Here is a 24,421-nt window from a genome sequence, read left to right as displayed (position 1 = left end):
CCCATCTTCATCATGCTCTTTAGCCCATTCCGAATAAGTCTGAACCTTTTCGTATTCCTGCTTTTGTAAGGGGTCTTCAGAGAAATAATCCTTCACAAGATTTTCAAACAGCGTTCCCAATTCACGGGGTGATTTTGCTTTTTCACGGTAGAATTCTAAGAGAGAGCGTAAAGTGACTTGTTTGTTATCAGACTTAACAGATTGAAGCATATTAAGATAAACTCCATTGGCGTATGGTATGATCAAAGATCATAAAGAAACGGAATGAAGTCTATTAAATTGCTTAAAATTAAATTTTATAAATGACGCTTATAAGCAGCAAAATAGTGGAATTTGCTGTTCGTTTGACGTGTTAATCAAGACAAATGCACTACGTGTTTAAAAACATCAGAATGAGTATTTTGATAGGTTTTGTTTGTTTAAAAAACTCCCAAAACACCTACAAAACTCCCCATAACATATTTTATCAGTTGAATTTATAAGTTGCATTGTCGATATAGGTTGTTTTTTTGGAAAAATCATAAATCTTAACACATTGAAATATAATAACTTTTATTCTTGACTAAAAAATAAAATAATAATGGGTAAAAGGACCTCCCCCCCTAAACCTCCAAAACCAATAACTATAATGATCTTGATAGCATTTCTTATGATTATAAACTGTCTTTACTTCGTGATTATGCTGCTATTTTTCTAACTCTACTTTGGGGCGATAAGTCCCTCTTTGGCTAGTTTTTCAACAGTTGTTTCAGCAACGTTTACTATGAGATCAGAAAACGATGCAAAAGCATTTCCATCACTAGAACCTTTTGCTAGCCATATGGTTTCTTTATTTTTTGCATTTTTAAGGTAAACACTAACACTTATGCTGGGCTTATTAATATTATATCCACCGCTCACATAACCTGGTGTCGTCCTAGTTGTTACGGTAACAAAGTGTCCCAATTCCGAAATAGTACTTGTAGAGGTTCCCGGATAATATGTTGGCGGGATATATGTCTGTGATATAGCACGATTATCAACGCTAACTATTAGGAGTGCATCTACGCCTTTATTTGTTATAATTTTATTCATCTCGTTATAGGAATAATTACGAATTGGGGGGAAAAGTTCTAATCCTCTCAATATCTGTACATTGTATTTAAAGAGGGATTTTGCCAAGGTGTCTTCAAGTTCTTTTTGCTCAGAAATAGACATGCCAACACCTCCTATGACCATCTTTTTTGTTTGAAATTTTCCCTTGTAGTTTGGATCCACAATTCCGTTCAAACGTGTTAAATGGTTTTTAGGACTACAAGCTGTGAGTATTAACAAACAAAATAAAATAGAAAACTTCATCATCATAAACCCTTGGTCAACGTCAAAAGTCTGATAATGTATTTATAATTCAAATTAAAGATGCAATTTGAATTTTTAAATATTTTTTTAGATTGTTTTGAGAAATTTACGAAAACCTATTTTAAATAGAATACTCTTCTTTTATATTGCCTTTAAAAGATTATACCGTAATCTAAAATGTAGGATAAATGATCACAGCGTTTGATAATCAATTTTGCACGCTCTGCTGTTAATGTATCCCCTGCCGCATAAAGAAGTTTTGCGTGACTTATCAGATATTTTCCCCAATACAAGGCTCTCTCAAGGGCATCTCTATTGATTTTAAAACGCCCACCTTCACACAGTTCAAAAATCAAGGCAAGGGTTGGTATGGTTTTATCCATTTTCAAAAGATATGATTGTAAATTTGTAGAGAAATTTCCTCCTTTGATTGTTCTTTGAAAATTTTCCCACCATTCACGAAACATCTCTTGAGTATCAGCAGAAAAACGCATGATAATGGGAGGTTTGGGTGATCTTAATGGTTTATCATAAAGAGAACGAAAGATCTCTTGATAGTTTTCCCATGCCGTTTGATTTGGAGGTCTATCAACCCATAACCACTCTTTTCGTTCATCGGGAAAGATCAGTATTTGAAACTGTTGTAAAAAACTATCATTGTCTTTGCTATATAAAGCATTGCGTATAAGGGGCTTGTTTTTTTTGATTTGTCTAAAGTTTCAAGTATCTCTTCAATTTCTTGTTTTTCTTTCTGCTTTAACCACTCTTTATACCATTGCTTTTGAAGGCACGTGATAGGTGCTAAAGCAGCTTTCATGGCTGGTGTTTTATATGTTGATGATTGACCAATAAGAGCCCCCCCCAAAGATTAGGAACAATTGTCCAATCATCATATTGCTTTGGAGCAACCCGCACGCCATTGCCAATCACAGCAGCCAAGCCACATAAAGCAGAGACAGCAATAAAATCGAGAGGGGCTTGTTGACGCTCTGAAACGTCATAAATATAGTCCATGAACGGCATTGGGAGCTGTAATGGATTAAAAGGTTCGACGGGTAAAAGAGACGTACCAATCGGTTTTAATTCCCCCCAGCCATTTTGTTGCAAGGCTTGTTCATAAGGAATAGCTTTTAAACAAGTATTATCATTTAAAGAGGCATTATCGTTATCATTGACGGGGGTATTTTCATTGTTGTTTTGTAAATTACACTCTTTCATAGTTTCCTCTTTTGAGAAAGTAATACGTTATTAAAGTCCATTCCTTTTGGAGCTTGCATGATAAAGACCTCAAAGCCTTGGTTATAAGCACGCTTTGCAAGGGTAAAACCTGCTTTACGACCCGCATCATCTCCATCTATTGCGATTGTCAGACGTCCTTTTATTGGGGGTAAATTCACACGCATCATGCCACTGGTTGAAAGAGACGCCCATACATTCACGGGCTCTGATAACAATCCAGACAGCAGAGAGAGACCCGTTTCAATGCCTTCACAAATAACCAGATGTTTTGGATTGGCTTGACTTAAATGCACAGCACCGCCCATGACAGAACCCAACATGGCTTTTGCTGGTTTCTGATCTGTTTTGCGGCCATTGGCTTGTAAAAAGGTTCTATGAATGGCGAAAAAACCAACGCTCTTAACAAGAGCAACCAACGCGGGCAGTGTTATCCCTAATGGGTGCGGGCATTTGTCGTGAAAGCGTAAATCAGCAGGCAATTCACATGTGATCCCCCGATTGCGTAAATAGGTTTCTGCTAAAGTGTTTTTAATCGGTTGGCTTTGTTGCCAAATCTCTTTTGCTCTTTCTGCTTTCTGTTTTGAGAAAGAGAGCGTGTGATTATAGGCTCTATCAACAAAGGCTTGTTTCCCAAGCAAGCCAATTCTTCTAAGCGCTTGTATGATCTCTTTAAAAGAGCAGCCAGCATAACAAGTGAGTAAGAGACGCCCATCATGTCCATTGGAAAGAGATAGACTAGGCAATTGATCATCATGGGCTGGACAACGGGCACTTCCATAATGCCCATGCCAAATCCCCCGCAAGGCATTTGTGATGCCCTCAGAATTTTCATAAAACATAATATTGTCCTGTTACTTGCGTCACAGAACGGATTTTGCTATTCATTCTTTGAGTGAAAATGGAAAGCCTTGTCCGTCCTTACGTGACAAGGTTTTCTTTTATGCGACGTCGTTATAACGTTGCTGTTTTGCTTGCTCTATGACATTCAAAAGATCTGATTGTAACCAACGGGATAAAAAGCCAAATTTTAAAGGTTTTGGTAAAGAGCCATTGGTCACATGACGGCGGAATGTTGAAACACTCATATGAAGCAATTTTGCACTTTCACGGTCAGTTAAAAGAACATCATTTTCTGTCATATTAAAATCCTTTCAAGAGTAAAAAATAGAAACAAATCATGCCCATTTATTAAGCACATTTTGGTTGTTTTTTGAAGGTATTTTAATCATAAAAAACAATATATTATCATACATTTTCTGATGTGATAATTTATGAAACTTATTGAGAGAGAATGAGAAAACAGAGAGAGCAAGTTATCCACAGATAATGGGATATTGCACCCCGTATTTTAAGATTGACCGGTGACATAAGCCGCCCATTTATCCATATAAACCCGGCGCTGTTCTAAATAGTCAGTCCGACGATAGGCACGCTCTACTTGCCCTCCTACCGTATGACTTAGAATGGTTTCAGCGACCTCATAGGGGGCATCGGTTGTTTCAGCAAGCCAATTGCGTAAACTAGAACGAAAACCATGGGGGCAGGCTTCAATTTTATTTTTTCTCATGTACGCAGCCATCATCGTAGGTGAAAGAGGATCACGATTAGTAAGTGAAAAGATGAAATCACTTTTAGAGATACAACGGGCTTGTTCAATTATTTTTAGTGCTTCTGTTGATAGAGGCACGCGAAATTCTGTTGTAGCATCACGCTTGCCTTTCATATTTTCAGCGGGGATAGTCCATATATCGTCTTCAATCTGATCTTTATGAATGTGACGTAAAGGAAAAATACGAACGCCTGTCAAAATAAGCAAACGCAAAGCTAAATGTTTTATAGTTGTTGTTTTGCAGAGAAATTGGTAAAAATCAGGCACATCTTTCCAATCCATAGCTGGTAAACTTTGTTTTTTATGACGTTGTTTACCTAAGAGTACCCGTGCTTTTTCTGTTGCTTGTAAATCAACATCCAATCCTAAGGCAGCCGCATGTTTGAGACAAAGATTGAGACGCATCAATGCTGTTCGAGCAGTTCCAGCTTTTGTATGCCAAATGGGAGCAAGCGTATCGCGTATCTCTGTTTGGGTAATCTCAGAAACGGGAAGGCAACCTAATTTAGGGAGAATATGAAGGCGTAAATGCAAAAACCAGTTTCCATCTTTTCCATCCCCTTTTAATTCAGCTTTCCGACTTTCAAAAGCATCTAAAGCAATATCTTTTAAATAATGGAGATTGCGCATTGCTTCACGCTTTTGTTTCTCACGTTCTTTAATGGGGTCACGACCTTCATGAAGAACAGAACGCCACCCATTTGCCAATTCACGGGCTTGTTTTAGAGAGACATCTCTTAAAGCACCCAAGCCCATTTCACGGCGCCGACCATGAATGGTATAACGATAAAGCCATTGAGCACCTCCATCTTTACGCTTATGGAGTAACAAGCCGGCACCATCGTTATATTTGCCAGCCCCCAATGTTGCGACAGCCTTTGCATTAAGACGGTTCATAAGGACCATTTTTACTCCTTTCTTATATAGTTTTTACCCACACACCAGCCCCGCTTTTGATATGCAAGCGAGTGATTTTGATTGATCCAAGATAGACAAGTTTGAAATGAGAGAATCTTAGGTTATTCGGGTCTTTAATTCAATATGAATAACGCTAGATTATCATTATAAATCAATAACTTGTCTCTGTCATTCAAGGTGCAAAAAGATAAATTATTCCTTATAAATCAATATATTATAATATTGAGTACTTCAAATGGGTTATTCAATGTGCGTAACAGGACATGTCAAGTCATGATGATATGGTATTAGAGTTTTTACGGATTTCATTTTTGAGCAGCATCGCAAGAAGATGAGGTGGATTTTACCATGACGGATATGAATCATCTTTCAAACCATTTTCCAGTTTTTTGCGAGCTTTTACTTTTTAATATAATGTCAGAAGAATGAACTTCATCGCATTGTTAGTATTATGGAACTTTTAGAGGAATGAGATGTAGTGAGACTGATCTTTCTGTTGAGAGGGTTCATATAAAAAAATGAAAGAAGCTTTCCGTCGATAGGGTGCAAAGCAGATACATGAATCAACGGTTCGTGAATTTTATCATAGGGTACCGAATGATCTTTCAAAACAGGAGAGATTTTTGCCAATTTTTCTATAATAGAGTTGATCTTAATCATGAAAAAGATGTGATTCACGAGAGTAATATGCTTGTTCGCAAGACGAAGAGCTCATCGTTCTTTATGGGAATTTTGCAAAAGCGAGCGAATCCGTGACAATAGCAGGGTGTGTCTCAATCTTTTTGGTATGATAGCCAAAAATTGATCTGAATAATTATTATGCGCAAACTTTTTCTCCAGAGCATTATCTTGATCAAGATACATTGAGGTAAAAGGCAATGATAATAGGGTAAATAGTCAGTATTTTGGGGTTCTATACTCTTAATTCTTTAGAGAACGATTAAAGTATAAATCAGGAATCTCATAAAAGAAGAAGGTTTTTTTAGCCAATCATGAAGAGAAACGTCTAAGATGCTTTAGTTTATTGAAAAAAACCTTCAATAAGGTAATGTAATATTTGGGTAAAGGTTCATTATTTTTATGCAGTATTTTTCTATTTGAATAGAAAAGCAGGCAAGAAATGCAGATGTCTTTCTCACGCTTTCTTTTTGCTTCTCTGAAGTATAATCTTTATCAGCAAGAATTTTTGTAAAATCTTTTGAGAAGTTTCCGTTTCTGAATAAGGATATTCCAATTCCTTTAAGTGAGAAAAAACGTAAAGATTGAGCCAAGGCATCCACTCCAGCATGAATTGTTTAGGTTACATATCACTTGCATCTTCCCAACTTTTCCTCTCATAGTAACCTTATTTACAGCCCATAGCATAATCTACAGTTTGTAACAAAGGGATAAAACCGAACAAAATTGACATTGCTTTTTACAGCTTTACCATTGTGGTTCATAATTTTTGATTAGCTCTTCTAAAATCGGATATCAGATTCCTTTCTGATAGAAGGCTTCATAATAACGTTTAAGGATAATTATACTCCTTGCCATGGATCAATGGGATACTATCTTATTTTTTGAAGGAAAGAGGAAGCGTCACCATTTGCAAAAACAACAGGAATGCCTTCAACAATAATCACAGAGAAAATTTTAAGCCTTCACACGCATCTTAGGTGATAAAGTGCTTCTAAAGCTTGCTTAGGAGAGAGTTCGTCAGGATGTGGATATTTTAAAAAGCTTCATGGAGCGCAGAATGTTTATTTGTTTCTTCATTGAGGGAAGATGTTGCTTTAAGAGAAAAGAGTGGTAAGCCATCGATTAATTTATATCTTTTTTCTGCCATTTCATTTGAAATATTTGTCCTCTATAAATAATAAAATTTTGTCATTCTGTGCACTTTATTGATGGCATATTTCTTTCTATTAACATTTCAGTCCTTTACAAAGGAATAAGACCACCACTGTACTTTTATTCTTACATCTTAACGTACAAAATTTATAAGAATGATTAAGAAAGGGCTCGTGGTTTGATTTGTCATAAGGGGTTGTTTTTTTCAAGTTGTTTAAGGTGATAAAGTGCTTCTAAAGCTTGCTTAGGAGAGAGTTCGTCAGGATGGATATTTTTAACAGCTTCATGGAGCGCAGAATATTTGTTTGTTTCTTCATTGAGGGGAGATGTTGCTTTAAGAGAAAAGAGCGGTAAGTCATCGATTAATTTATGTCCTTTTCCAGCCATTTCACCTTGTTCTAATTGGTGGAGGACGTTTGTAGCACGTGTAATAACTGCCTTGGGAAGTCCAGCAAGTTTTGCAACTTGTACGCCGTAAGATCGGTCTGCAGCTCCTGGCATGACTTCGTGAAGAAAAACTACATCACCATCCCAATTTTTGACTTTCATGGTTACATTATGAAGGCGATCAAGCTTTTCTGTGAGTGCTGTCATTTCATGAAAATGTGTGGCGAGAATAGCACGACACTGGTTAACTTCATGAAGATATTCAACAGTTGCCCAGGCAATTGAAAGTCCATCAAAGGTTGATGTTCCTCGTCCAATTTCATCAAGAATAACCAAGGAATTTTGACTAGCATGATTAAGAATCGTTGCTGTTTCAACCATTTCCATCATGAAAGTTGAACGCCCCCGTGCAAGATCATCAGAAGCACCAACACGACTAAACAAGCGATCAACAACGCCAATATGGGCTGAGGTTGCTGGAACAAAGGACCCCATTTGCGCCATAATGGCGATGAGAGCATTTTGTCGCAAAAAGGTTGATTTTCCTCCCATATTGGGACCTGTCAAAAGCCATATCGCTGCATATTGATGATTTTTTTGCACAGAGAGGTCACAGTTATTGGCAACAAAGGGTTCTGCTGCTTGCTTTCGGAGTGCTTGTTCTACGACAGGATGGCGTCCTGCGGTAATACGAAAGGTAAGCGACTGATCAATTTTAGGACGACAATATCCTTGTTCTTCAGCCAAATGTGCTAAAGCAACGGAAACATCTAAAATAGCAAGTGCTTCAGCGGCTTTACGAATAAAATCAACCTGTTCAGTAATTTCATGAACAAGCGTGTCAAAGATTTCCAACTCAAGTGTCAGTGCATGGTTAGCAGCGTGGGCAATACGGCTTTCAAGTTCAGCAAGCTCAGTCGTGGTAAAGCGCATAGCATTTGCCATTGTTTGTCGGTGGATAAAACGGGCTTTTGCTTGAGGAGTATTGGTGAGAGCAGTTGCTTGTAAGTTGGTTACTTCAATGAAGTAGCCTAGAATATTATTATGCTTTATTTTGAGTGTTTTAATATCTGTTTCTTGAGCATATTGTGCTTGAAGTTCAGCGATAACGCGGCGAGATTCATCACGCAACGCACGCATTTCATCGAGTTCTTTATGATACTGAGGGCGAATAAAACCCCCGTCTCGTTTAAGTAGAGGCAGATCATCGGCTAATGCTTGTTCTAAACGCAAATGTAAAGCAGTGGGTAAATGTGAGAAAATCTGTTGTACATCACTGATTTCTTGCGGAAGCACTTCATTGCTAAGCAGTTGGTGAAGTTCATGAATGATTTCAAAGCCGCGCTGGATTGCAGCCATATCACGGGGACCTCCTCGTCCAAGAGCCAAACGTGAAACAGCACGGGGCATATCTGGTCCCCCTTTTAAAATGAGTTGTATAGCTTCTGCAACAGATGTATCGCGCAGAAAAAAAGCGATTGAATCGAGACGCTTATCAATAGCTGAAGGCGTGGTGAGAGGCGCAATAAGGCGATCAACGAGAAGGCGTGATCCTCCTCCTGTTACGGTACGATCAATGGCTTTTAGCAAGCTTCCATCCCGTTGTCCCGATGTGGTTCGAACAAGCTCTAGACTCAATCTCGTTGCAGCATCAATGAAAAGGGTAGCACTTTCATTTTGGCGTTCAGGGCGCATGAGAGGAGGACGATGCGTGATTTGTGTTTTTTCGATATAACGAATAGCTGCGGCAATTGCTGACAGTTCAGGACGTGAGTAATCAGCAACGCCTTCAAGAGTTGAGAGTTTAAAATAACTGCAAATGTCGTGTTCAGCGGTGATGACATCAAATAGACTAGCATGTTGAGGCGAAACGACACGATCAAGAACATTAAAAAGCGATTTATGGGATTTATCATGGAAAAAGGAATCTGCCACAATGATTTCTTGTGGATCGACGCGCATAATGTCTGCTAAGAGTTTTTCGGTTCGGCTTTCTGTTACACGAAATATACCTGTTGAGATATCAATCCAAGAAAGAGCAAATTCTTCTCCATCACTGGTTTTAATGCGGGTAAGTGCCATCAGGTAATTTGCCCGCGTCGGATCGAGGAGTTTTTCTTCTGTTATGGTTCCAGGTGTCACAAGGCGCACGACATCGCGCCGAACGATAGATTTTGATCCCCGCTTTTTAGCTTCTGCTGGGTCTTCTGTCTGTTCACAAACAGCAACACGATAACCGCAGGAGATCAATTTTTGTAAATAATCATCAGCAGCATGAATTGGAACACCACACATAGGAATATCTTCACCTAAATGTTTGCCGCGTGTTGTCAGTGTAATTCCTAAAACTTGTGCAGCTTCAATCGCATCATTAAAAAACAATTCGTAGAAATCACCCATACGATAAAAAAGAAGGCAATCGCTATTGACTGCTTTGATTTCGATATATTGCTCCATCATAGGTGTAGGGCGTTCTTTATGGGGAGCAGATGAGGGAGCGGATTGTGGGGTTAAATTATTTTTGTTGTCGGTTTTATTATCCATTTTTAAGCGCTCGTTTCCTTCAAGTGAAGCTTTGATACCCTTTTTTATTTACTTCAATGTTTATCTTTATTATCTGTGAATTGAAACGTATGATCAGGTCTGTTAAAGCGAGCATAGCGATTTCTGGCATCTGAATCAAATTGTAAAATCGGATCATTACACGCATTATCGAGCAAAATTTATACTGTTTTTGGGAAAGCTTAAATAAGATGAAAAAGAATAAGCAAGATCAGGAAACGCACCAAACGGTTTATAATATCAGTGAGCGAGAAGCTCTTGACTTTCATAGTCGTGGTCGCCCTGGAAAGCTTGAAATTGTTGCAACAAAACCTATGGCAACGCAATATGATTTAGCACTTGCTTATTCGCCAGGTGTTGCTGTTCCAGTTAAGGCGATTGCTCAAAATCCAGAGTTGGCTTATGATTATACAGCAAAAGGCAATTTGGTCGCTGTTATATCAAATGGAACCGCTATTTTAGGTTTAGGAAATTTAGGTGCATTAGCCTCTAAACCGGTGATGGAAGGTAAGGCAGTACTTTTTAAACGCTTTGCGGATATTGATTCCATAGATCTAGAAATTGATACGAATGATCCGGAAAATTTTATCAATCTGGTCCGTCATTTGGAGCCTTCTTTTGGTGGTATCAATTTGGAAGATATTAAAGCACCAGAATGTTTTATGATTGAAAGTCGCTTACGCGAGCTCATGAATATTCCCGTTTTCCATGATGATCAACATGGTACAGCAATTATTGTGGCTGCTGGGGTACTTAATGCCTTGTCTTTAACAGGGCGTGATATGAAAAATACAAGATTAGTTTGTAACGGTGCTGGTTCTGCGGGAATTGCTTGTATTGAGCTGACTAAGGCGATGGGATTTCGACCTGAAAATATCATTTTATGTGATACGAAGGGTGTTGTTTATGAAGGGCGCAAAGAGGGGATGAATCAGTGGAAGTCTGCTCATGCTGTTCGCACAGATAAACGTACGCTGGCTGAAGCGATGGAAGGTGCAGATGTGTTTTTTGGGGTTTCTGCTAAAGGTGCGATTACCCCTGAAATGGTAAAGTCGATGGCACCCCGTCCGATCATTTTTGCTATGGCGAATCCTGATCCAGAAATTACGCCAGAAGAAGTGATGCATGTGCGTAATGATGCTATTATCGCGACAGGTCGTTCTGATTATCCAAATCAGATTAATAATGTTCTTTGTTTTCCTTATATATTTCGTGGTGCGCTTGATGTGCGTGCGACAGTCATTAATGAAGAGATGAAGATTGCTGCTGCAAGAGCTCTTGCGGATTTGGCTCATGAGGAAGTACCTGACAGCGTTGCTGAAGCCTATCGCGGAAAGCGGTTAAAATTTGGTCCGAATTATATCATTCCTGTTCCTTTTGATCCGCGTTTGTTCACGGTTGTTTCAATTGCGGTGGCAAAAGCGGCAATGGAAAGCGGTGTTGCGCAAAAGCACATTGATGATTTAGAAGCTTATGAGCGTGATTTGAAGGCGAGACGTGATCCCATTTCCTCTATGATGCGTGGTGTTTATAATCATGTTCGTCAGGCACCCAAAAAGATTGTTTTTGCCGAAGGTGAAGAAGAGCAGGTAATGCGGGCAGCTGTTTCCTATGTTCATCAAAAATTGGGGCAGGCGATTTTGATTGGTCGTGAAGAACAAGTAAGAGAAACAGCTGCTGTTGCCGGAATTGATCTTGAGCGTGAAGGCATTTCACTTATGAATGCCAAGCTCTCTTGTCGTTTGGATGCTTATGCGAATTATCTTTATAAAAAAATGCAGCGCCAAGGCTGGCTGTTGCGGGATTGTCACCGTCGCATCAACAATGATCGCAATTATTTTGCTGCTTGTATGGTGGCGTTAGGGGATGCTGATGCAATGGTTACGGGTGTCACTCGTAATTATGAAACAGCGTTGATTGATATTCGCCGAGTGATTGATGAAAAACCGCAAGAACGGTTGATTGGTATTTCAATGGCCATTTGTCGTGGACGAACTGTGTTTATTGCCGATACAGCTGTTTATGAGAATCCTAACGCTGAGGAACTTGCTGATATAGCTGAACAGACAGCTTCTTTCGTTCGTGAGTTGGGGTATCAGCCGCGTGTAGCATTTGTAGCATTTTCTACTTTTGGTTATATGAAAGGACCAGTTACACACCATATTCACGATGCCGTTAACATTTTGCGTGAACGCGGGGTTAGCTTTGAATTTGATGGAGAAATTAGTGCTGATGTGGCGCTTAATATGAAATTGATGCAGCAATATCCTTTTATGGGGTTAACAGAACCTGCTAACATTCTAGTAATGCCAGGATATCATGCCTCTTCCATAGCGAGTAAAATGTTGCAAGAGCTTGGTGAAGCAACCATTATTGGCCCTATTTTGATTGGACTGGAAAGATCTGTCCAAATTGTACCGTTTAGTGGCAGTGATACGGATGTTGTTAATATTGCAACTTTAGCCGCTTATCATGCAAAAAAATTATAAAAAATAAAGGCCTCTGATATTTTAAGGCCTTTTTGATAAAAAAAGTTTTTAAGATGAGAGTGTTTGATTGTTTTTTTGTTCTTCAGCAACACGCTTTTGAAAGAGGGTTGCAAAATCAATTGGGTCAATCCGCAAAGGTGGAAAACCACCATTTTGGGTAGCATCAGCGATAATTTGCCGAGCAAATGGGAACAAAAGACGCGGACATTCGATAAAAACAAGCGGCATAACATGCTCTTGGGGAATGTTTTCGATATGGAAAACGCCACCGTAAATCAATTCTACATGAAATAATGTTTCACTCTCATCACTTGCTTTAACTGAGAGCGACAAAACGACATCATAATTATCATCGCCAATGGGATTAGCATTGACATTAATATTAATATCAATTTGTGGTGCTTTTTCACGTGGACGCAGTGAGCGAGGGGCACTTGGATTCTCAAATGAAAGATCTTTTAAATATTGAGTTAATACAGCAAAAACGGGCTCTCCATTATTGTTATTCATTTCACTTTCAGCCATACTACTAACCTCTCATCATAATGTATGTATTTCTGTTTAGTTCTAAAGACAAGGCTGGTTATCACGCCTTGCAAAAGGTTGCAAGAAATGCTCTGCTTATCTTGATTATTTTTTTATTTTTTAGTTCGTTACAGATTTTGTGGGTCTTTCAATGATGATCTTCATTTTTACGCCTTGAAGATTCTGTACTATCGTAAACTTTGTAGTCTTCTGCTTTAAGATCGATTATTTTCTCAGACTTATTTTTGGTCTGAGAAGTGTTTTTAGGATGTGTGTTCATTTTATCCTTGAGTGATAAAAACAAAGACCAAGCAACAGCACGAAATGGTTTAAGAAGCAGTAATATTCCCAAAATATCGCTTACAAAACCAGGAAGAATAAGCAGAATTGCGCCAATAATGATGAAGCCATCATTGATAAAGTAATTTTCCAGTGTTCGCCCTTGGAGAAATTCGCTTTGTATATTTTTTAAAAGGCTTCCCCCTTGAATTCTGAACAAAATACTTCCAACTATTGTTGTTAAAATAACCAAACCTAAAGTTGCTAGAATTCCAATTTCTTTTCCGACAAAGATAAAACCGGCGATTTCAACTAAGAGAGCGCCAAGGGAGAGAAGGATAAAAAAGCGAGAATTTATACGGTAATATTTGATCACATGAAAATTCCCTTTATTTAAGGTTTGGGGTGAAAAATTATTAAAGAATATTTCCTTTTTAAACTTAAACGAGGAGTTATAAAATTATTTGAATGCAAGATTCGCCATTTTACATATTTATTGATAAATGATATTGACTGCAATATTTATTGTAGATCATCTTAGTTTTGGAGATTGACAGTGCCCATGGAATTTGACATCGTACTTGTCTTAGCTCTTGTTATTATGGTTGTTGTTTTTATGCAACTTCGTAATGTGTTAGGAAAGCGGATTGGTTTTGAAAAACCTCCCTTTGATCCTTATTCGGGTTGTTCTAAAAAACAGATCGAAACAGAAACGACTGACAATATTGCTTCGTTCCCTCATCAAGCCAATTCACAAAAGAACGATTTTAGCGAAATTGATGCAATTGCAGCAGAAGGAAGTGTGCTCAACGAAGGTTTACGAGCACTTCGCCGGAGTGATCCTCATTTTTCTCCTCAATTTTTTATAAAGGGTGCTCAAGTTGCTTATGAAATGATTGTAACAGCTTTTGCTAAAGGGGATCGTGATCAACTTAAAAAGTTGCTTTCTCAGGATGTTTTTGAGAGCTTTTGTGCTGCTATTGAACAACGTGAAAAAAAACAAGAAAGAGTTCAATTTACTTTTGTTGGGATTAACAAAATCGAATTTGTTGCAGCAGCAATGCAAGAAAAGGAAGAATTTTTGACTGTACGGATTGTTAGTGAGATGATTTCTGCGACTTACAATGAGCAGGGAGAATGTATAGATGGTGACCCTGATGCTATTGTAGAAATTAGAGATATTTGGACTTTTGTACGCAATAGCCTATCAACAGATCCAAATTGGAAGCTTTTTGCAACAGAAGATGAAGATTAAAACCGTATAAATAAATTTGATTTCTTAAGAGACTAAAGATTGCAATGTCTGCGGATGAATGGAGAGCAAAAAAGGGTCCTTTGTCTTCACAGGATCGCTTTCTCTGGGAGAAGGTATGTCGTACCACAAGACCGCTTCATAAAAAGAACTCTTCTTCTCTTGCAAACGATACTGTAAATGTTGTTAAAGATGTGGTGAAGGTATATAATAAGGAAAAGCATGTAACAACAATTCCCCAATTGTTTCAGACAAACCAACAGAGATTAACGGAGATTAAAAGAGAAAATAAGGCAACAACACAAACACATAAGATTCATTTTTTTGATCATGTTGTTCATCGTAAAATTGCCAAAGGTCATTATTCTATTGAGGCTCGTCTTGATCTTCACGGGTGTATGCAGGAAGAAGCCTATTTTTTCTTGAAAGAATTTCTCCAATCATCTCAGCAGAATGGATTACGTTATGTGCTCGTGATTACAGGAAAAGGTCGGTCACGGGGCAGTGATGGTGTTTTATATCACTTTGTTCCTCACTGGTTGTCAACACCGGCTTTTCGCTATTATGTTCATGCCTTTGAGCAAGCTGCTCGCCAACATGGGGGTGATGGTGCACTTTATGTTCGGTTACGCCGTTTTTTATCCAAGAAAGGGTATGATGTTATTTAGGTTGCTTTAGGTTTGATAATGGTTGCCTCAGCTATCAATATTTTCAATCCATGAAAGGAAAACAGACCGATGTTTTCCGCAACAGTTTCAAAATAAAGCCTTTTGATCCATTTAAGTTAAGCGTGAAATTGTTAGCATGTTTTTAAAGTCTTGCATAATTTTTCACAACAAAACTTAGCAGAATTCGAAGAATTGTTAGAAAAAGTTGGCAAAAAAATGTGTGCTTTTAGATATGTTGGAAAATTTTGTTCTCTTAACTTTTATCTGCACATCTATCACATAAAAAATATATAAAAAACAATATATTACTTATAATGAAAATGCAACTCATGGTTCATGAAAAGAATATGAGAATGTGAAACTTTATTATGGATATTTACGTTATTACTTTTCAATTTTTACGGATAGTTATTCTGCTTTTATGGCTTTATAAAAGAAGTGGATAAGCATTATTGCTAAAAAGTATTTATGAAATAAAACAACATCCAAAGGACTACAGATTTTTAAAGCTTTATTTTTTCTTGAGCAATTAAGCATCTGTTTACTGGCTTGATTCTTGATTATTGAATTTAGCGTAGCATTATATTTGGATTGGCAAATAACTATTTTTATTTGTAGGTACACACTGTTATGAAGGTTTTTTTTTGCGCCACACTTATGTTTATGAGGCAGCAGATCGGCTATTATATTGCTCTCAATTAAAAATGCTCTTGCATGTTCTTGCATATGGACTCTCTTATGAGGACCAAGCGAATGTTTTTCTCATTCTGAATGTGAAGATTGAAAATGAAAAAGTTTTAAAATATTCCGGCTCGCATTCCATCTGCAAAATAGTAAATGAGCCTTATAAATCACTATTTTGTGTTAAAAGAGTAAGAGACACAACATGTTTTCAAAGCGCTGATGCTCGCTACTATCCGTTTTTTGAGATGTAAAAAATCGGCTCTTTAGCCGCAATTATTATATACTTATTGGTGAGGAATATTTATCATGTTTTATTCTCAGGAAATTCTAGTGGTTTAAAACGATAAGTTGTTGAACAAAACTCACATGTAACGGAAATATATTTATCTTTGATCATTTGATTGCGTTCATCATTGGGAAAGCCTTCCAGTATTTGTTTAATTTTTTTGCGCGAACAGGAGCATTGATCTACAAGAGAAAGAGGATTAAAAACTCTGACACCTTGTTCATGGAAAAGACGGAATAAGAGCCGCTTACTGCCGATTTGAGGATCTATTAGCTCTGTACTTTCAATTGTTGATGTCAGTGCTTTGGCTTCTTGCCATTGATTTTCAAGTTGAGCACGGGTTTTCGTTTCTTTTGGTTCTTTATTGGGTTCATATATCTTATGATGAGATGATGCTTGGGGCAAAAGTTGGGTCAAAATACCTCCTGCTCGCCAGCTTTTTTGCTGCTTTCCTTGTTGGTCGCGGTTGATCAATATAGCGACTGCCAAACGGATATCGGTGGGAATTTGTTCTGATTGGGCAAAATAGGCAAGGGTAGCTTCTTGTAAATTTGATCCTTCTAATGCAACTATCCCCTGATAATCTTGCGTGTGGGTGCCTTGACGGATAGTGAAGGCTAAAGTACCTTTTCCTAGAAGTATTTCGGAAGATATTTGATTATTGGCTATTGCGTGTTGCAATTTTTCTTCATCAAAACGAGCATATCCGCGCAGATTAGAAGGGGGCGAGAAATCACACACCAGCATATTAATCGGCCCATCGGAATGGGTTTGTAAAATAAATTTTCCCTTAAGTTTTAAGGAGGTTCCGAGCAGAACGGTTAAAACTAAAGCCTCTGCGAGAAGGTAAGAAACAGGTTCAGGATATTGATGCCTTGTGAGGATAGAGTTTAAAGCTTTTCCGAATTGTACAGCACGTCCACGAATATCAAGTTCTTCGACTTGAAAGGGAATAACAGTATCATCTTCATGTAAGTAGATATTGTTGAGAGAGGCTTCATCTTCAGTTTGTTCGCGTTTTTCGCTCATAGTGTTGCCTTTAATAGGATTTATTTTTGCAGACTATTGTGGAGAGAAAAATGCATCTTGTAAACACCATACAAGAATTGCTTTTTAGACATAAAGACAATTTTTAGCTTCGTCAAAAAACAGAAAGCGTTTCATTTTGAACATAAATGATATTTTTTTACTGTGATTATCGTTATCACATTGATCTATAAGGATAATTTATTGTTTTGCATGTTGAATGAGAGACCCTAATACCCTAGGATTCCCTCATTTCAAATTTGTTTATGGTGAATCAATCAAAACCATTCGCTTGCACGTTACAAGTGGGATGAGCATGTGGATAAAAAACTATTAAGAAAGGACTAAAAATGCCTATAATGAAACTGTCTCAATGCAAAAGCTGTCGCAATATTGCAGGGTGGCAAAGAGTATGAGGGTGCCGGCTTGGACAAACAGTACATGAAGCAGCCTATTGGGTTTCGTGTTTTTTAGATTTTATTGATTGAATGAAGCCGAGAGTATGAATGAGTATAAGAGATTTCATTCTAGGAAACACATGTTTTAGTTGTAATGCAATCAATTTTTCAGCTATTTTGAGCGGATTATTGGAGAACAGAATATTGCTACCATGTGTTCATCTGCTTCACTAAAATTTCTAGCTGATGATTTATTATCTCTTAAGTTCTGGTAAGATGCAAATGAAGGTTCAAGAGAGCTAATGCGTTGAACAAGAAAGGGAGAGCATTATTTACGTCTCTCATCTAAACACTATTTCATCGGAAATTGATTTACAGCGTTTTTTAGATCAAGATATCTCATAAAATCTAGCAAAGATGTGACTTATTTATAAAGTATAAAGTCGTTTACAGTAGAGGCTTTCAGCATAGTATCCAATTCAAATATTCTATGACAGATTATTGTCTGCCCTAAAGGATATGCACAAACAGTGATCAGAGGGATGCTCTATCAGGGATGCTTTTACTATGTCTGAGCTGCATTTTTAAAACAATGATGTTATACGATCATTCCTCTTTCAAGAGAGACATACTCATATGAGATAGAATGCCTACCTGTGAAGTATTTTTAGCGATTATTGCCAGGGATTATGAGCAAAAGCTTTTGAATTTCTCAGACTTTTCAATTTTTTAAAGTGTTTTCCATAGTTGATAAAAATATGTCCTCTGTTTAAGAAAGAAGTAAATCAATACAATAGCAAGAAGCTATTTTTCATGAGATGATATGAGTTACCTTTTATTTTTTTGCGAAAGAGAAGCCATTGCTTTTTCAATACGATGTAAACCTTCGTCTACTTCTTCTTCCTTGATGATAAGGGGAGGCAAGAAGCGCACAACGTTGTTGTTAGCACTCACACTCAAAAGATATTCATTTTCCAATGCATTGACGACAACATGAGAGGGAATAACGCACTGAATGCCCAACATCAGTCCTATCCCGTGAATTGCACAGAGAATGTCAGGATAGGTGCTTAGAATATTTGAAAGTCCACTTTTTAGCTTATATTCCATTTGCTGAACATGGTCGAGAAAACCGGGTTCTAATATGGTATCAAGAACAGCTTTGCCCACAGCCATCCCAAGAAGATTGCCTCCAAAGGTTGATCCGTGGGTTCCTGGTGTCATACTTTTTGCAACTTTCTCGGTTGCAAGACAAGCTCCCAAAGGAAAACCACCCCCTAGTCCTTTTGCGAGGGTAAGAATATCAGGTGTGATACCACTCCATTCATAGGCAAAGAGCTTTCCTGTCCGTCCAATACCTGTTTGGACTTCATCCAAAATTAATAACAGGCCATTTTCGTCGCATATTTTGCGCAAAAACCTTAAATATTCATGAGGTACCGTTCGTATTCCTCCTTCTCCCTGAATGGGTTCAATAAGAACAGCAGCAGTATTTTTATTGATAGCATTACGCAAAGCGATTTCATCACAAAAAGGAATTTGAATAAATCCGCCGGCTTTTGGTCCAAAACCTTGCAAATATTTTTCTTGTCCGGTAGCAGCAAGCGTTGCAAGTGTGCGTCCATGAAACGCATCTTCAAAAGTAATAATTTCAACGCGTTTTGGATGATCAGAAGCATAATGATAGTGACGAGCAGTTTTTAAGGCGCATTCCACTGCTTCAGCACCGGAATTGCAGAAAAAAACCTTATCAGCAAAACTGTTTGCACAAAGCTGTGCGGCAAGAGCTTCCTGTTCAGGGGATTGAAAAAGATTGGAAACATGCCAAACTTTTTCAGCTTGTCTTTTGAGGGTCTCCACCAATTTTGGATGTGCATATCCTAATACATTAACAGCAATGCCAGAAGTAAAATCAAGATAACGCTCTCCTTTATCGGAAATAAGCCATACAGCCTTCCCTTTTTCAAAATGCAAATTACGTCGAGCAAAGCACTCATAAAGTGGCTGTATAGAGGTCGCCTTCATCATTAATTTCCTTCATCTTTCGAGCTCTGCGATACACCAAACAAAACAACGCTGCAAACAGAATACATTGTACTTTTGAACGCAGCATCATCAACGGTTTATGGTAATCAATTACCACGCTCACAAGTTGGATCATTGCACCGATTGGCAAAAAGTCAATGAAGGTTTTACCAAGAAGCATTTATGGCAAAAACTGTTAAGCGCAAACGATAGTTTGATTGATGATCGATTTGCAAGTTGGGGAAAACATTCTAAATAGGCTCTTCAAGAAGGAAAGATACTTGTCATAGAGTCAATGCATATTGTAGTTTAAAACAGCAGGCAAGGTTATGTTTCGGTTTGTCAATTCCACAGGTTGAGTGAAATTTTTTGTGCTCTCGGGTAGAGTGTAAAAATTTTTTTCATTAAACCCATTGAAAAAGTGATTGAAACATTTGAAGATGCGAATGGGTGCGTCTCAATGAAGTGATCAGAATGGAGTGCTGATATGGGTTGGACATGTGAACGCGTTGAACTTCTGAAGAAGTTTTGGAGTGAAGGGCTAAGTGCAAGTCAGATTGCAGCTCAGTTAGGTGGGGTGAGTAGGAATGCAGTGATCGGTAAAGTGCACCGATTAAAACTACCAGGGCGTGGTAAAACAGCACAAGGGGGGGCGCGTGTACAAAAGACACTTGTTGGTGTCAGTCCATCGTCTGTGCGGATGCGTCGCACACCATCGACAGTGTTGCCGGCAAATGCTTCTTGTAGTGTTGGAGCGACAGCTTTAAAGATGGATGCTGTCGTAGAGGATGTAGCAGAAGTTGATCTGCCTGAAAAATCAAATGTGGTTGTACCTATATCGCGTCAGCTTAATCTCTTGCAATTGAGTGAAAATACATGTAGATGGCCAGTTGGAGATCCTTTATCACCAGACTTTCATTTTTGTGGTGCCGATTCTGGTGAGAATAGCCCTTATTGTGCTTTTCATGCCAAGATAGCATTCCAGCCAATCTCTGAAAGACGACGGATAAGAATATGATATTCGTCATATAATCTATATTCATTCTATATTCTTATTCAATGTCAGCTTAAATATTTTGGTAATTGGGGATATAGATTGCCAGAATGTTTCTTTTGCAAAAGACATCATGAATAAATCATCTTCTATAAGAAAGAAAATTGCAAAAGCTGGGCTTTTAAGGAATGTAGATTTTTTCTTTCTTTAGGAAGCTTATTCAAATTATCCTTTCTTGTTCTTGAATAACGAGAGCTGATTGTATCCTTATAATGAATCTTGATTAGGAAGTGACTAGTAATGTTTTGTTACGTGCGCGATGTTGCTGAACAAATGAAATTTAAATAATTGCAGGAGATGCCCTATAAGGGCGTAATTCTTTGCTCTCTTCATGGTCCCGTTTTAGTTGAGCTTTATGGCTTTCAAAAAGATCTACAGCAAGATCTTTTCAATAATAACAATGCAATTGTATAGAGAATGACATTTTTGTTTTTCATGTTTTTTACAGGAAGAACCCTCATAAAGAACAGCATGCCATTTTACCCTTTATTCCACACTGATCTTAAAGATATATTTTCCTGTTCTCAATTCCTCCATCGTTCGTAAAATTTTATAAAACGATAGGCTTGGGAACTCCTATTTTTATGCTTAAGAAAGGTGCATTCTGGCGCCATCATTTTCTTTGCCAGCTTTCAATGTATGATTGCTCTTGCATTGAGACTGTTTATGAAAGGCATTTTGAGTCTTCTTAAAAGCTGTTTTTATTTAAATCGCGCTTTTCTTAATGATACACAGGCAATTTTTTATGATTCACTATTTAAGAGAAAGCTGAAATGGGAAAGACTTTCTGTATTTGCTATTTTCTCATTTAATATGGAAAGAAGATAAGTTATCTTTATAAATCAAATTATTAATGTTAGAAAATTCTTCTGTGATAATTGCTTTTTCGATTTTGGGCAGAATTTTTTTCTGATAAATCTGCCATGTTAAAGGACCAACATGTTTAGCAATAATCATGTTTTCTTTATTCAGAAGAAAGGTTTCTGGTGGTCCATAGACTCCCCAATTAATGGCTGTATATCCTGAAACATCAAAACCAATCAGTTTAAAAGGATTACCAAAATTATTCAGAAAGCGTTGGGCATTTTCTTTATTATCCTTATAGTTAATGCCAATAAGGTCAAAACGTTGATCTTGAGCAATTTTCATAAGAAGAGGATGTTCTTCGCGACAGGATAGACACCAAGATCCCCAAAAATTAACCAATTTTACCCGCCCTTTAAATTGATCTAAATTGAGGAGATGGTTTTCCTTACCAAGGAGAGGCAGACTTGTTTGGGGGGCAGGTTTTTCAGCGAATATGTCTGGGAGAAGGGAAGTATCATTGGGGTGTTTGTTCTGTATAAGGTGGAAGAAAAGCATAAGAAGAAGAAAAAACACAAACGGTCCAAAAAGAGCAAAGAGAGTAGGTAAAGATGTGTTTTTTTTAAGTTTTTGAGGGGTGTTTTTCATGATGTTTTTCTTTATCAAACAACGGATTTTTGTTCAGTTGTTGTAGGATTTTTTTTTGGTGTATAGCTTTGTAAAGGATGTGTCCAATAAGACACAAAAGGAAGATTGCAGAAAGCATATAACTCAAAACAACAATTTGCTGGTGTTGAAGAATGCCAAGGAAAAAATCAATTTTCTGAGAGAGGTTCCCTAAAAGTCCACTATGAATGTTATATAAGTGGAGCATGATAATAAGTCCTAATGTTGTGCACGACGGGCTTTTTTTCTCTGAAGTATTTGGATGTGACGGCTGTTGATTTCATTGCGCATAGCCATCAAATAGAGTGCAATAAACAGAAAGCTGAAACAGAATAGCATTGTTATAAGGGGCCATAACATAGCACGTTCTATTGTTGGACCTCCTGAACGTAAAAGCGATGCTGATTGATGAAGCGTATTCCACCAATTAACGGAGAATTTAATAATGGGGATATTCACAAGTCCAACGAGTGTGAGAATTGCTGTCGCGCGTGCAGCTTTTGCTTGATTATTAAAAGCACGAGCAAGCATGACAATAGCAAGGTAGATGAAAAATAGAATCAAAACCGATGTTAATCGCGCATCCCATACCCACCATGTTCCCCATGTAGGACGTCCCCAAAGTGCTCCTGTTAACAGGGCTAGAGCTGTAAAAACTGCTCCAATGGGGGCACCACATTTGAGTGCCACATCAGCAAGATGATACCTCCAAATCAGGCTTCCTAAGGCAGCAGCACTTATTATAATATAACAACATGTAGAGAGCCACGCGAATGGTGCATGAATATACATAATTTTGACGGTGATCCCTTGCTGATAGTCATCAGGAGAGTGCATAATCAGAATAGTTCCTAAGAGAAGAAGGCATAATATTATACTGATTAACCAAGGCAAAACAGCACTACTGATTTTCATGAAACAGGTAAAACTTGCGGGAAGTTCCCCCTTATGTACGTGAAATGTTCTCTTCATGAGTTTCATAATAGGCAGAGTTTTGTTGTGCAGCAATCACCTTTTATTCTTCTGATAAAAGTTTAAGCGTTATAGCTGCAATAAAAGAGCTAAAAAGACTCAAAAGCAGTGAAAAAGCGATCAGAAGAGTCAAAGAAGTGAGAAAAGAGATATTTGGATTTGTTGGAGCTGTAGCAGCGGAAACGCCAAAAATCATGATTGGAATAATCCATGGTAAGATGATGATAAAAATGAGAAGAGTGCTATGCAACAAGGATATTGCAAGGGCAGCTCCGATAGCGCCAATAAAAATAATGGCTGGTGTTCCACAGAAGAGAGTGAGTATTGTTGTAAAAGTTATTATTGCATCTAAATGGAGCATGAATGCTAAAAGAGGAGTGGCAAAAATAAGAGGGAGCATAGTTCCCACCCAATGTGCAAGGCATTTGGTCAAGATAATCAGTGTAAAACTTTTTCTTTGTCCAGAAAGGATGAATTGGTCAAGATTTCCATCCTCATGATCGGTTTGAAAAAGTTTATTGAGATTAAGAAGCCCTGCAAGAAGTGCTCCAAGCCACAATATGCCTGGACCTATTTGTGAAAGAATTTTAGGGTTTGGTCCAAGAGCGAAGGGAGTTATCATAACAACGGCAATGAAGAATAAAAGCCCTGCTAACGAGGAAGTTTGTGGTGTTAAGGTTAATTTAAGATCACGCCAGAACAGTGCTTTCATTGCATTTTCTCTTGGGGAGGTAAAAAATTTTCCAAAGCGATTTTATGGTTTTCTGGAATGCCGAGGGAATTATGGGTTGCAGCAATAATCATACCACCTTGGTTGAGATGGTACTGGAAAATATTGGTAAGGAGAGTTTGAGCGTGGCTATCAATTCCTAATGTTGGTTCATCTAAAATCCAAACAGGACGATAAGAGAGCAAAAGGCGGGCAATTGCTACACGCCTTTTTTGCCCAGTTGATAGAACGTTAAAGGGTAAGTGTCCAAGATCAGAAAGACCAATATCTGCAAGGGCTTCGTGTGGAGAGCGTAGAGGTTGCCCATAAAATGCTGACCAAAATTGCAAATTGCTGATGACTGATAAGAAAGGTTTCATAGCATTTTGAGTTCCAAGATAATGACATGCTGTTGCGACAGGGTATATGTGTTCTTGGTCTTTAAGATTGACATAACCTTCAGCAGCTTCAAAGAGCCCCGCAATGATTCTGAGTAATGTAGATTTTCCAATCCCATTTGGGCCTGTGATTGTCATAAGTTGTTGTGGGAATAAACAAAAAGAGAGTCCTTGAAAAAGAACATCTTCATTTCTGTGAGCTGCCAAATCTTTACCCAATAACACCATGTCATTACCTGTTTTATCCTTATTTCTATCATCTTTATTGCATTATAGGGTAAAAAAACACGTTATTTTATA

At 37.9% G+C, this 24,421-nt stretch carries 21 protein-coding genes and 2 pseudogenes; 4 read left to right on the top strand and 19 right to left on the bottom strand.

The features are described 5' to 3' along the window. From BN200_RS09345 to mutS, 9 genes and pseudogenes are all read right to left on the bottom strand, one after another. Positions 1-210: PDDEXK family nuclease (locus tag BN200_RS09345; protein WP_034988636.1), on the bottom strand; the 210-nt coding region annotated here is incomplete at its 3' end. Positions 211-699: 489 nt separating this feature from the next. Further along, positions 700-1,344: a hypothetical protein gene (locus BN200_RS02350; RefSeq protein WP_244426855.1), complete on the bottom strand. Its 645-nt coding sequence runs from the start codon at positions 1,342-1,344 to the stop codon at positions 700-702. A gap of 179 nt (positions 1,345-1,523) precedes the next feature. After that, positions 1,524-2,556 (bottom strand): annotated as a pseudogene (locus BN200_RS08625) (DUF3987 domain-containing protein); the annotation flags it as partial. Further along, entirely contained in the window at positions 2,553-3,416 is an 864-nt protein-coding gene (locus BN200_RS02340; RefSeq protein ID WP_019220820.1) for a DUF7146 domain-containing protein, read from the bottom strand. The pseudogene BN200_RS08625 and the gene BN200_RS02340, both read right to left, overlap by 4 nt. A 99-nt stretch (positions 3,417-3,515) precedes the next feature. Then, complete coding sequence (locus BN200_RS02335; RefSeq protein ID WP_019220819.1) at positions 3,516-3,716, bottom strand: helix-turn-helix transcriptional regulator; 201 nt, start codon at positions 3,714-3,716, stop codon at positions 3,516-3,518. Positions 3,717-3,925: 209 nt separating this feature from the next. Further along, complete coding sequence (locus BN200_RS02330) at positions 3,926-5,092, bottom strand: tyrosine-type recombinase/integrase (protein ID WP_019220818.1); 1,167 nt, start codon at positions 5,090-5,092, stop codon at positions 3,926-3,928. Positions 5,093-6,141: 1,049 nt separating this feature from the next. Beyond that, the gene (locus BN200_RS02325; RefSeq protein WP_019220816.1) at positions 6,142-6,375 is read right to left on the bottom strand and encodes a hypothetical protein; all 234 of its coding nucleotides are present in this window, start codon (positions 6,373-6,375) and stop codon (positions 6,142-6,144) included. A 372-nt stretch (positions 6,376-6,747) separates the two neighbouring features. After that, a pseudogene (locus BN200_RS10050) lies at positions 6,748-6,935 on the bottom strand (hypothetical protein); the annotation flags it as partial. A 188-nt stretch (positions 6,936-7,123) separates the two neighbouring features. Beyond that, on the bottom strand, positions 7,124-9,868 hold the full coding sequence (gene mutS / locus BN200_RS02320; protein ID WP_019220814.1) for a DNA mismatch repair protein MutS: 2,745 nt from the start codon (positions 9,866-9,868) through the stop codon (positions 7,124-7,126). A 209-nt stretch (positions 9,869-10,077) separates the two neighbouring features. Between mutS and BN200_RS02315 the strand changes: the two genes are divergently transcribed. Then, entirely contained in the window at positions 10,078-12,375 is a 2,298-nt protein-coding gene (locus BN200_RS02315) for an NADP-dependent malic enzyme (protein ID WP_019220813.1), read from the top strand. Between the two features lie 48 nt (positions 12,376-12,423). Here BN200_RS02315 and secB read toward each other — a convergent pair whose 3' ends face one another. Further along, positions 12,424-12,900 (bottom strand): protein-export chaperone SecB, encoded by a 477-nt coding sequence (secB, locus tag BN200_RS02310; protein ID WP_019220812.1) that lies wholly within the window; start codon positions 12,898-12,900, stop codon positions 12,424-12,426. 148 nt (positions 12,901-13,048) lie between these two features. Further along, complete coding sequence (locus tag BN200_RS02305; protein ID WP_019220811.1) at positions 13,049-13,555, bottom strand: FxsA family protein; 507 nt, start codon at positions 13,553-13,555, stop codon at positions 13,049-13,051. Positions 13,556-13,741: 186 nt separating this feature from the next. On the opposite strand from BN200_RS02305, the gene BN200_RS02300 reads away from it, so the two are divergent. Both BN200_RS02300 and BN200_RS02295 read left to right on the top strand, forming a co-directional pair. After that, on the top strand, positions 13,742-14,434 hold the full coding sequence (locus tag BN200_RS02300) for a Tim44/TimA family putative adaptor protein (RefSeq protein ID WP_019220810.1): 693 nt from the start codon (positions 13,742-13,744) through the stop codon (positions 14,432-14,434). Positions 14,435-14,478: 44 nt separating this feature from the next. Next, on the top strand, positions 14,479-15,099 hold the full coding sequence (locus BN200_RS02295) for a Smr/MutS family protein (RefSeq protein ID WP_019220809.1): 621 nt from the start codon (positions 14,479-14,481) through the stop codon (positions 15,097-15,099). Between the two features lie 408 nt (positions 15,100-15,507). Here the strand turns inward: BN200_RS02295 and BN200_RS02290 are convergent, their stop codons facing one another. The 3 genes from BN200_RS02290 to BN200_RS02280 all read right to left on the bottom strand — a co-directional run bounded on the left by BN200_RS02290 (position 15,508) and on the right by BN200_RS02280 (position 19,518). Further along, positions 15,508-15,825: a hypothetical protein gene (locus BN200_RS02290; RefSeq protein ID WP_019220808.1), complete on the bottom strand. Its 318-nt coding sequence runs from the start codon at positions 15,823-15,825 to the stop codon at positions 15,508-15,510. Positions 15,826-16,087: 262 nt separating this feature from the next. After that, the gene (locus tag BN200_RS02285; protein ID WP_019220807.1) at positions 16,088-17,098 is read right to left on the bottom strand and encodes an Hsp33 family molecular chaperone; all 1,011 of its coding nucleotides are present in this window, start codon (positions 17,096-17,098) and stop codon (positions 16,088-16,090) included. A 1,223-nt stretch (positions 17,099-18,321) separates the two neighbouring features. After that, entirely contained in the window at positions 18,322-19,518 is a 1,197-nt protein-coding gene (locus tag BN200_RS02280; protein WP_019220806.1) for an aspartate aminotransferase family protein, read from the bottom strand. A 487-nt stretch (positions 19,519-20,005) separates the two neighbouring features. Here BN200_RS02280 and BN200_RS02275 point away from each other — a divergent pair, with 487 nt between their 5' ends. Continuing rightward, positions 20,006-20,536, top strand: a complete 531-nt coding sequence (locus BN200_RS02275) for a GcrA family cell cycle regulator (RefSeq protein ID WP_019220805.1) — start codon at positions 20,006-20,008, stop codon at positions 20,534-20,536. Positions 20,537-21,376: 840 nt separating this feature from the next. On the opposite strand, the gene BN200_RS02265 is transcribed toward BN200_RS02275, so the two are convergent. The 5 genes from BN200_RS02265 to ccmA all read right to left on the bottom strand — a co-directional run bounded on the left by BN200_RS02265 (position 21,377) and on the right by ccmA (position 24,349). Further along, on the bottom strand, positions 21,377-22,024 hold the full coding sequence (locus BN200_RS02265; protein WP_019220802.1) for a DsbE family thiol:disulfide interchange protein: 648 nt from the start codon (positions 22,022-22,024) through the stop codon (positions 21,377-21,379). After that, positions 21,999-22,250 (bottom strand): heme exporter protein CcmD, encoded by a 252-nt coding sequence (locus BN200_RS09570; protein ID WP_019220801.1) that lies wholly within the window; start codon positions 22,248-22,250, stop codon positions 21,999-22,001. The genes BN200_RS02265 and BN200_RS09570 overlap by 26 nt, the downstream gene beginning before the upstream one ends. Positions 22,251-22,261: 11 nt before the next feature. Next, positions 22,262-22,957, bottom strand: coding sequence for a heme ABC transporter permease (locus tag BN200_RS02255; protein ID WP_019220800.1), 696 nt, complete (start codon positions 22,955-22,957; stop codon positions 22,262-22,264). A 100-nt stretch (positions 22,958-23,057) separates the two neighbouring features. After that, positions 23,058-23,726 carry a heme exporter protein CcmB gene (ccmB, locus tag BN200_RS02250; protein ID WP_019220799.1) on the bottom strand — a complete coding sequence of 223 codons (669 nt, stop codon included), beginning with the start codon at positions 23,724-23,726 and terminating at the stop codon, positions 23,058-23,060. Next, on the bottom strand, positions 23,723-24,349 hold the full coding sequence (ccmA, locus tag BN200_RS02245; RefSeq protein WP_019220798.1) for a heme ABC exporter ATP-binding protein CcmA: 627 nt from the start codon (positions 24,347-24,349) through the stop codon (positions 23,723-23,725). Before ccmA ends, ccmB begins: the two co-directional genes overlap by 4 nt. Positions 24,350-24,421 lie beyond the last annotated feature (72 nt).

Source organism: Bartonella senegalensis OS02, assembly GCF_000312545.1.
In the GTDB taxonomy this organism is placed as follows: Bacteria; Pseudomonadota; Alphaproteobacteria; order Rhizobiales; family Rhizobiaceae; genus Bartonella; species Bartonella senegalensis.
Note: the sequence above shows the minus strand (reverse complement) of the source record. Positions and strands in the feature narration are given on the sequence as shown.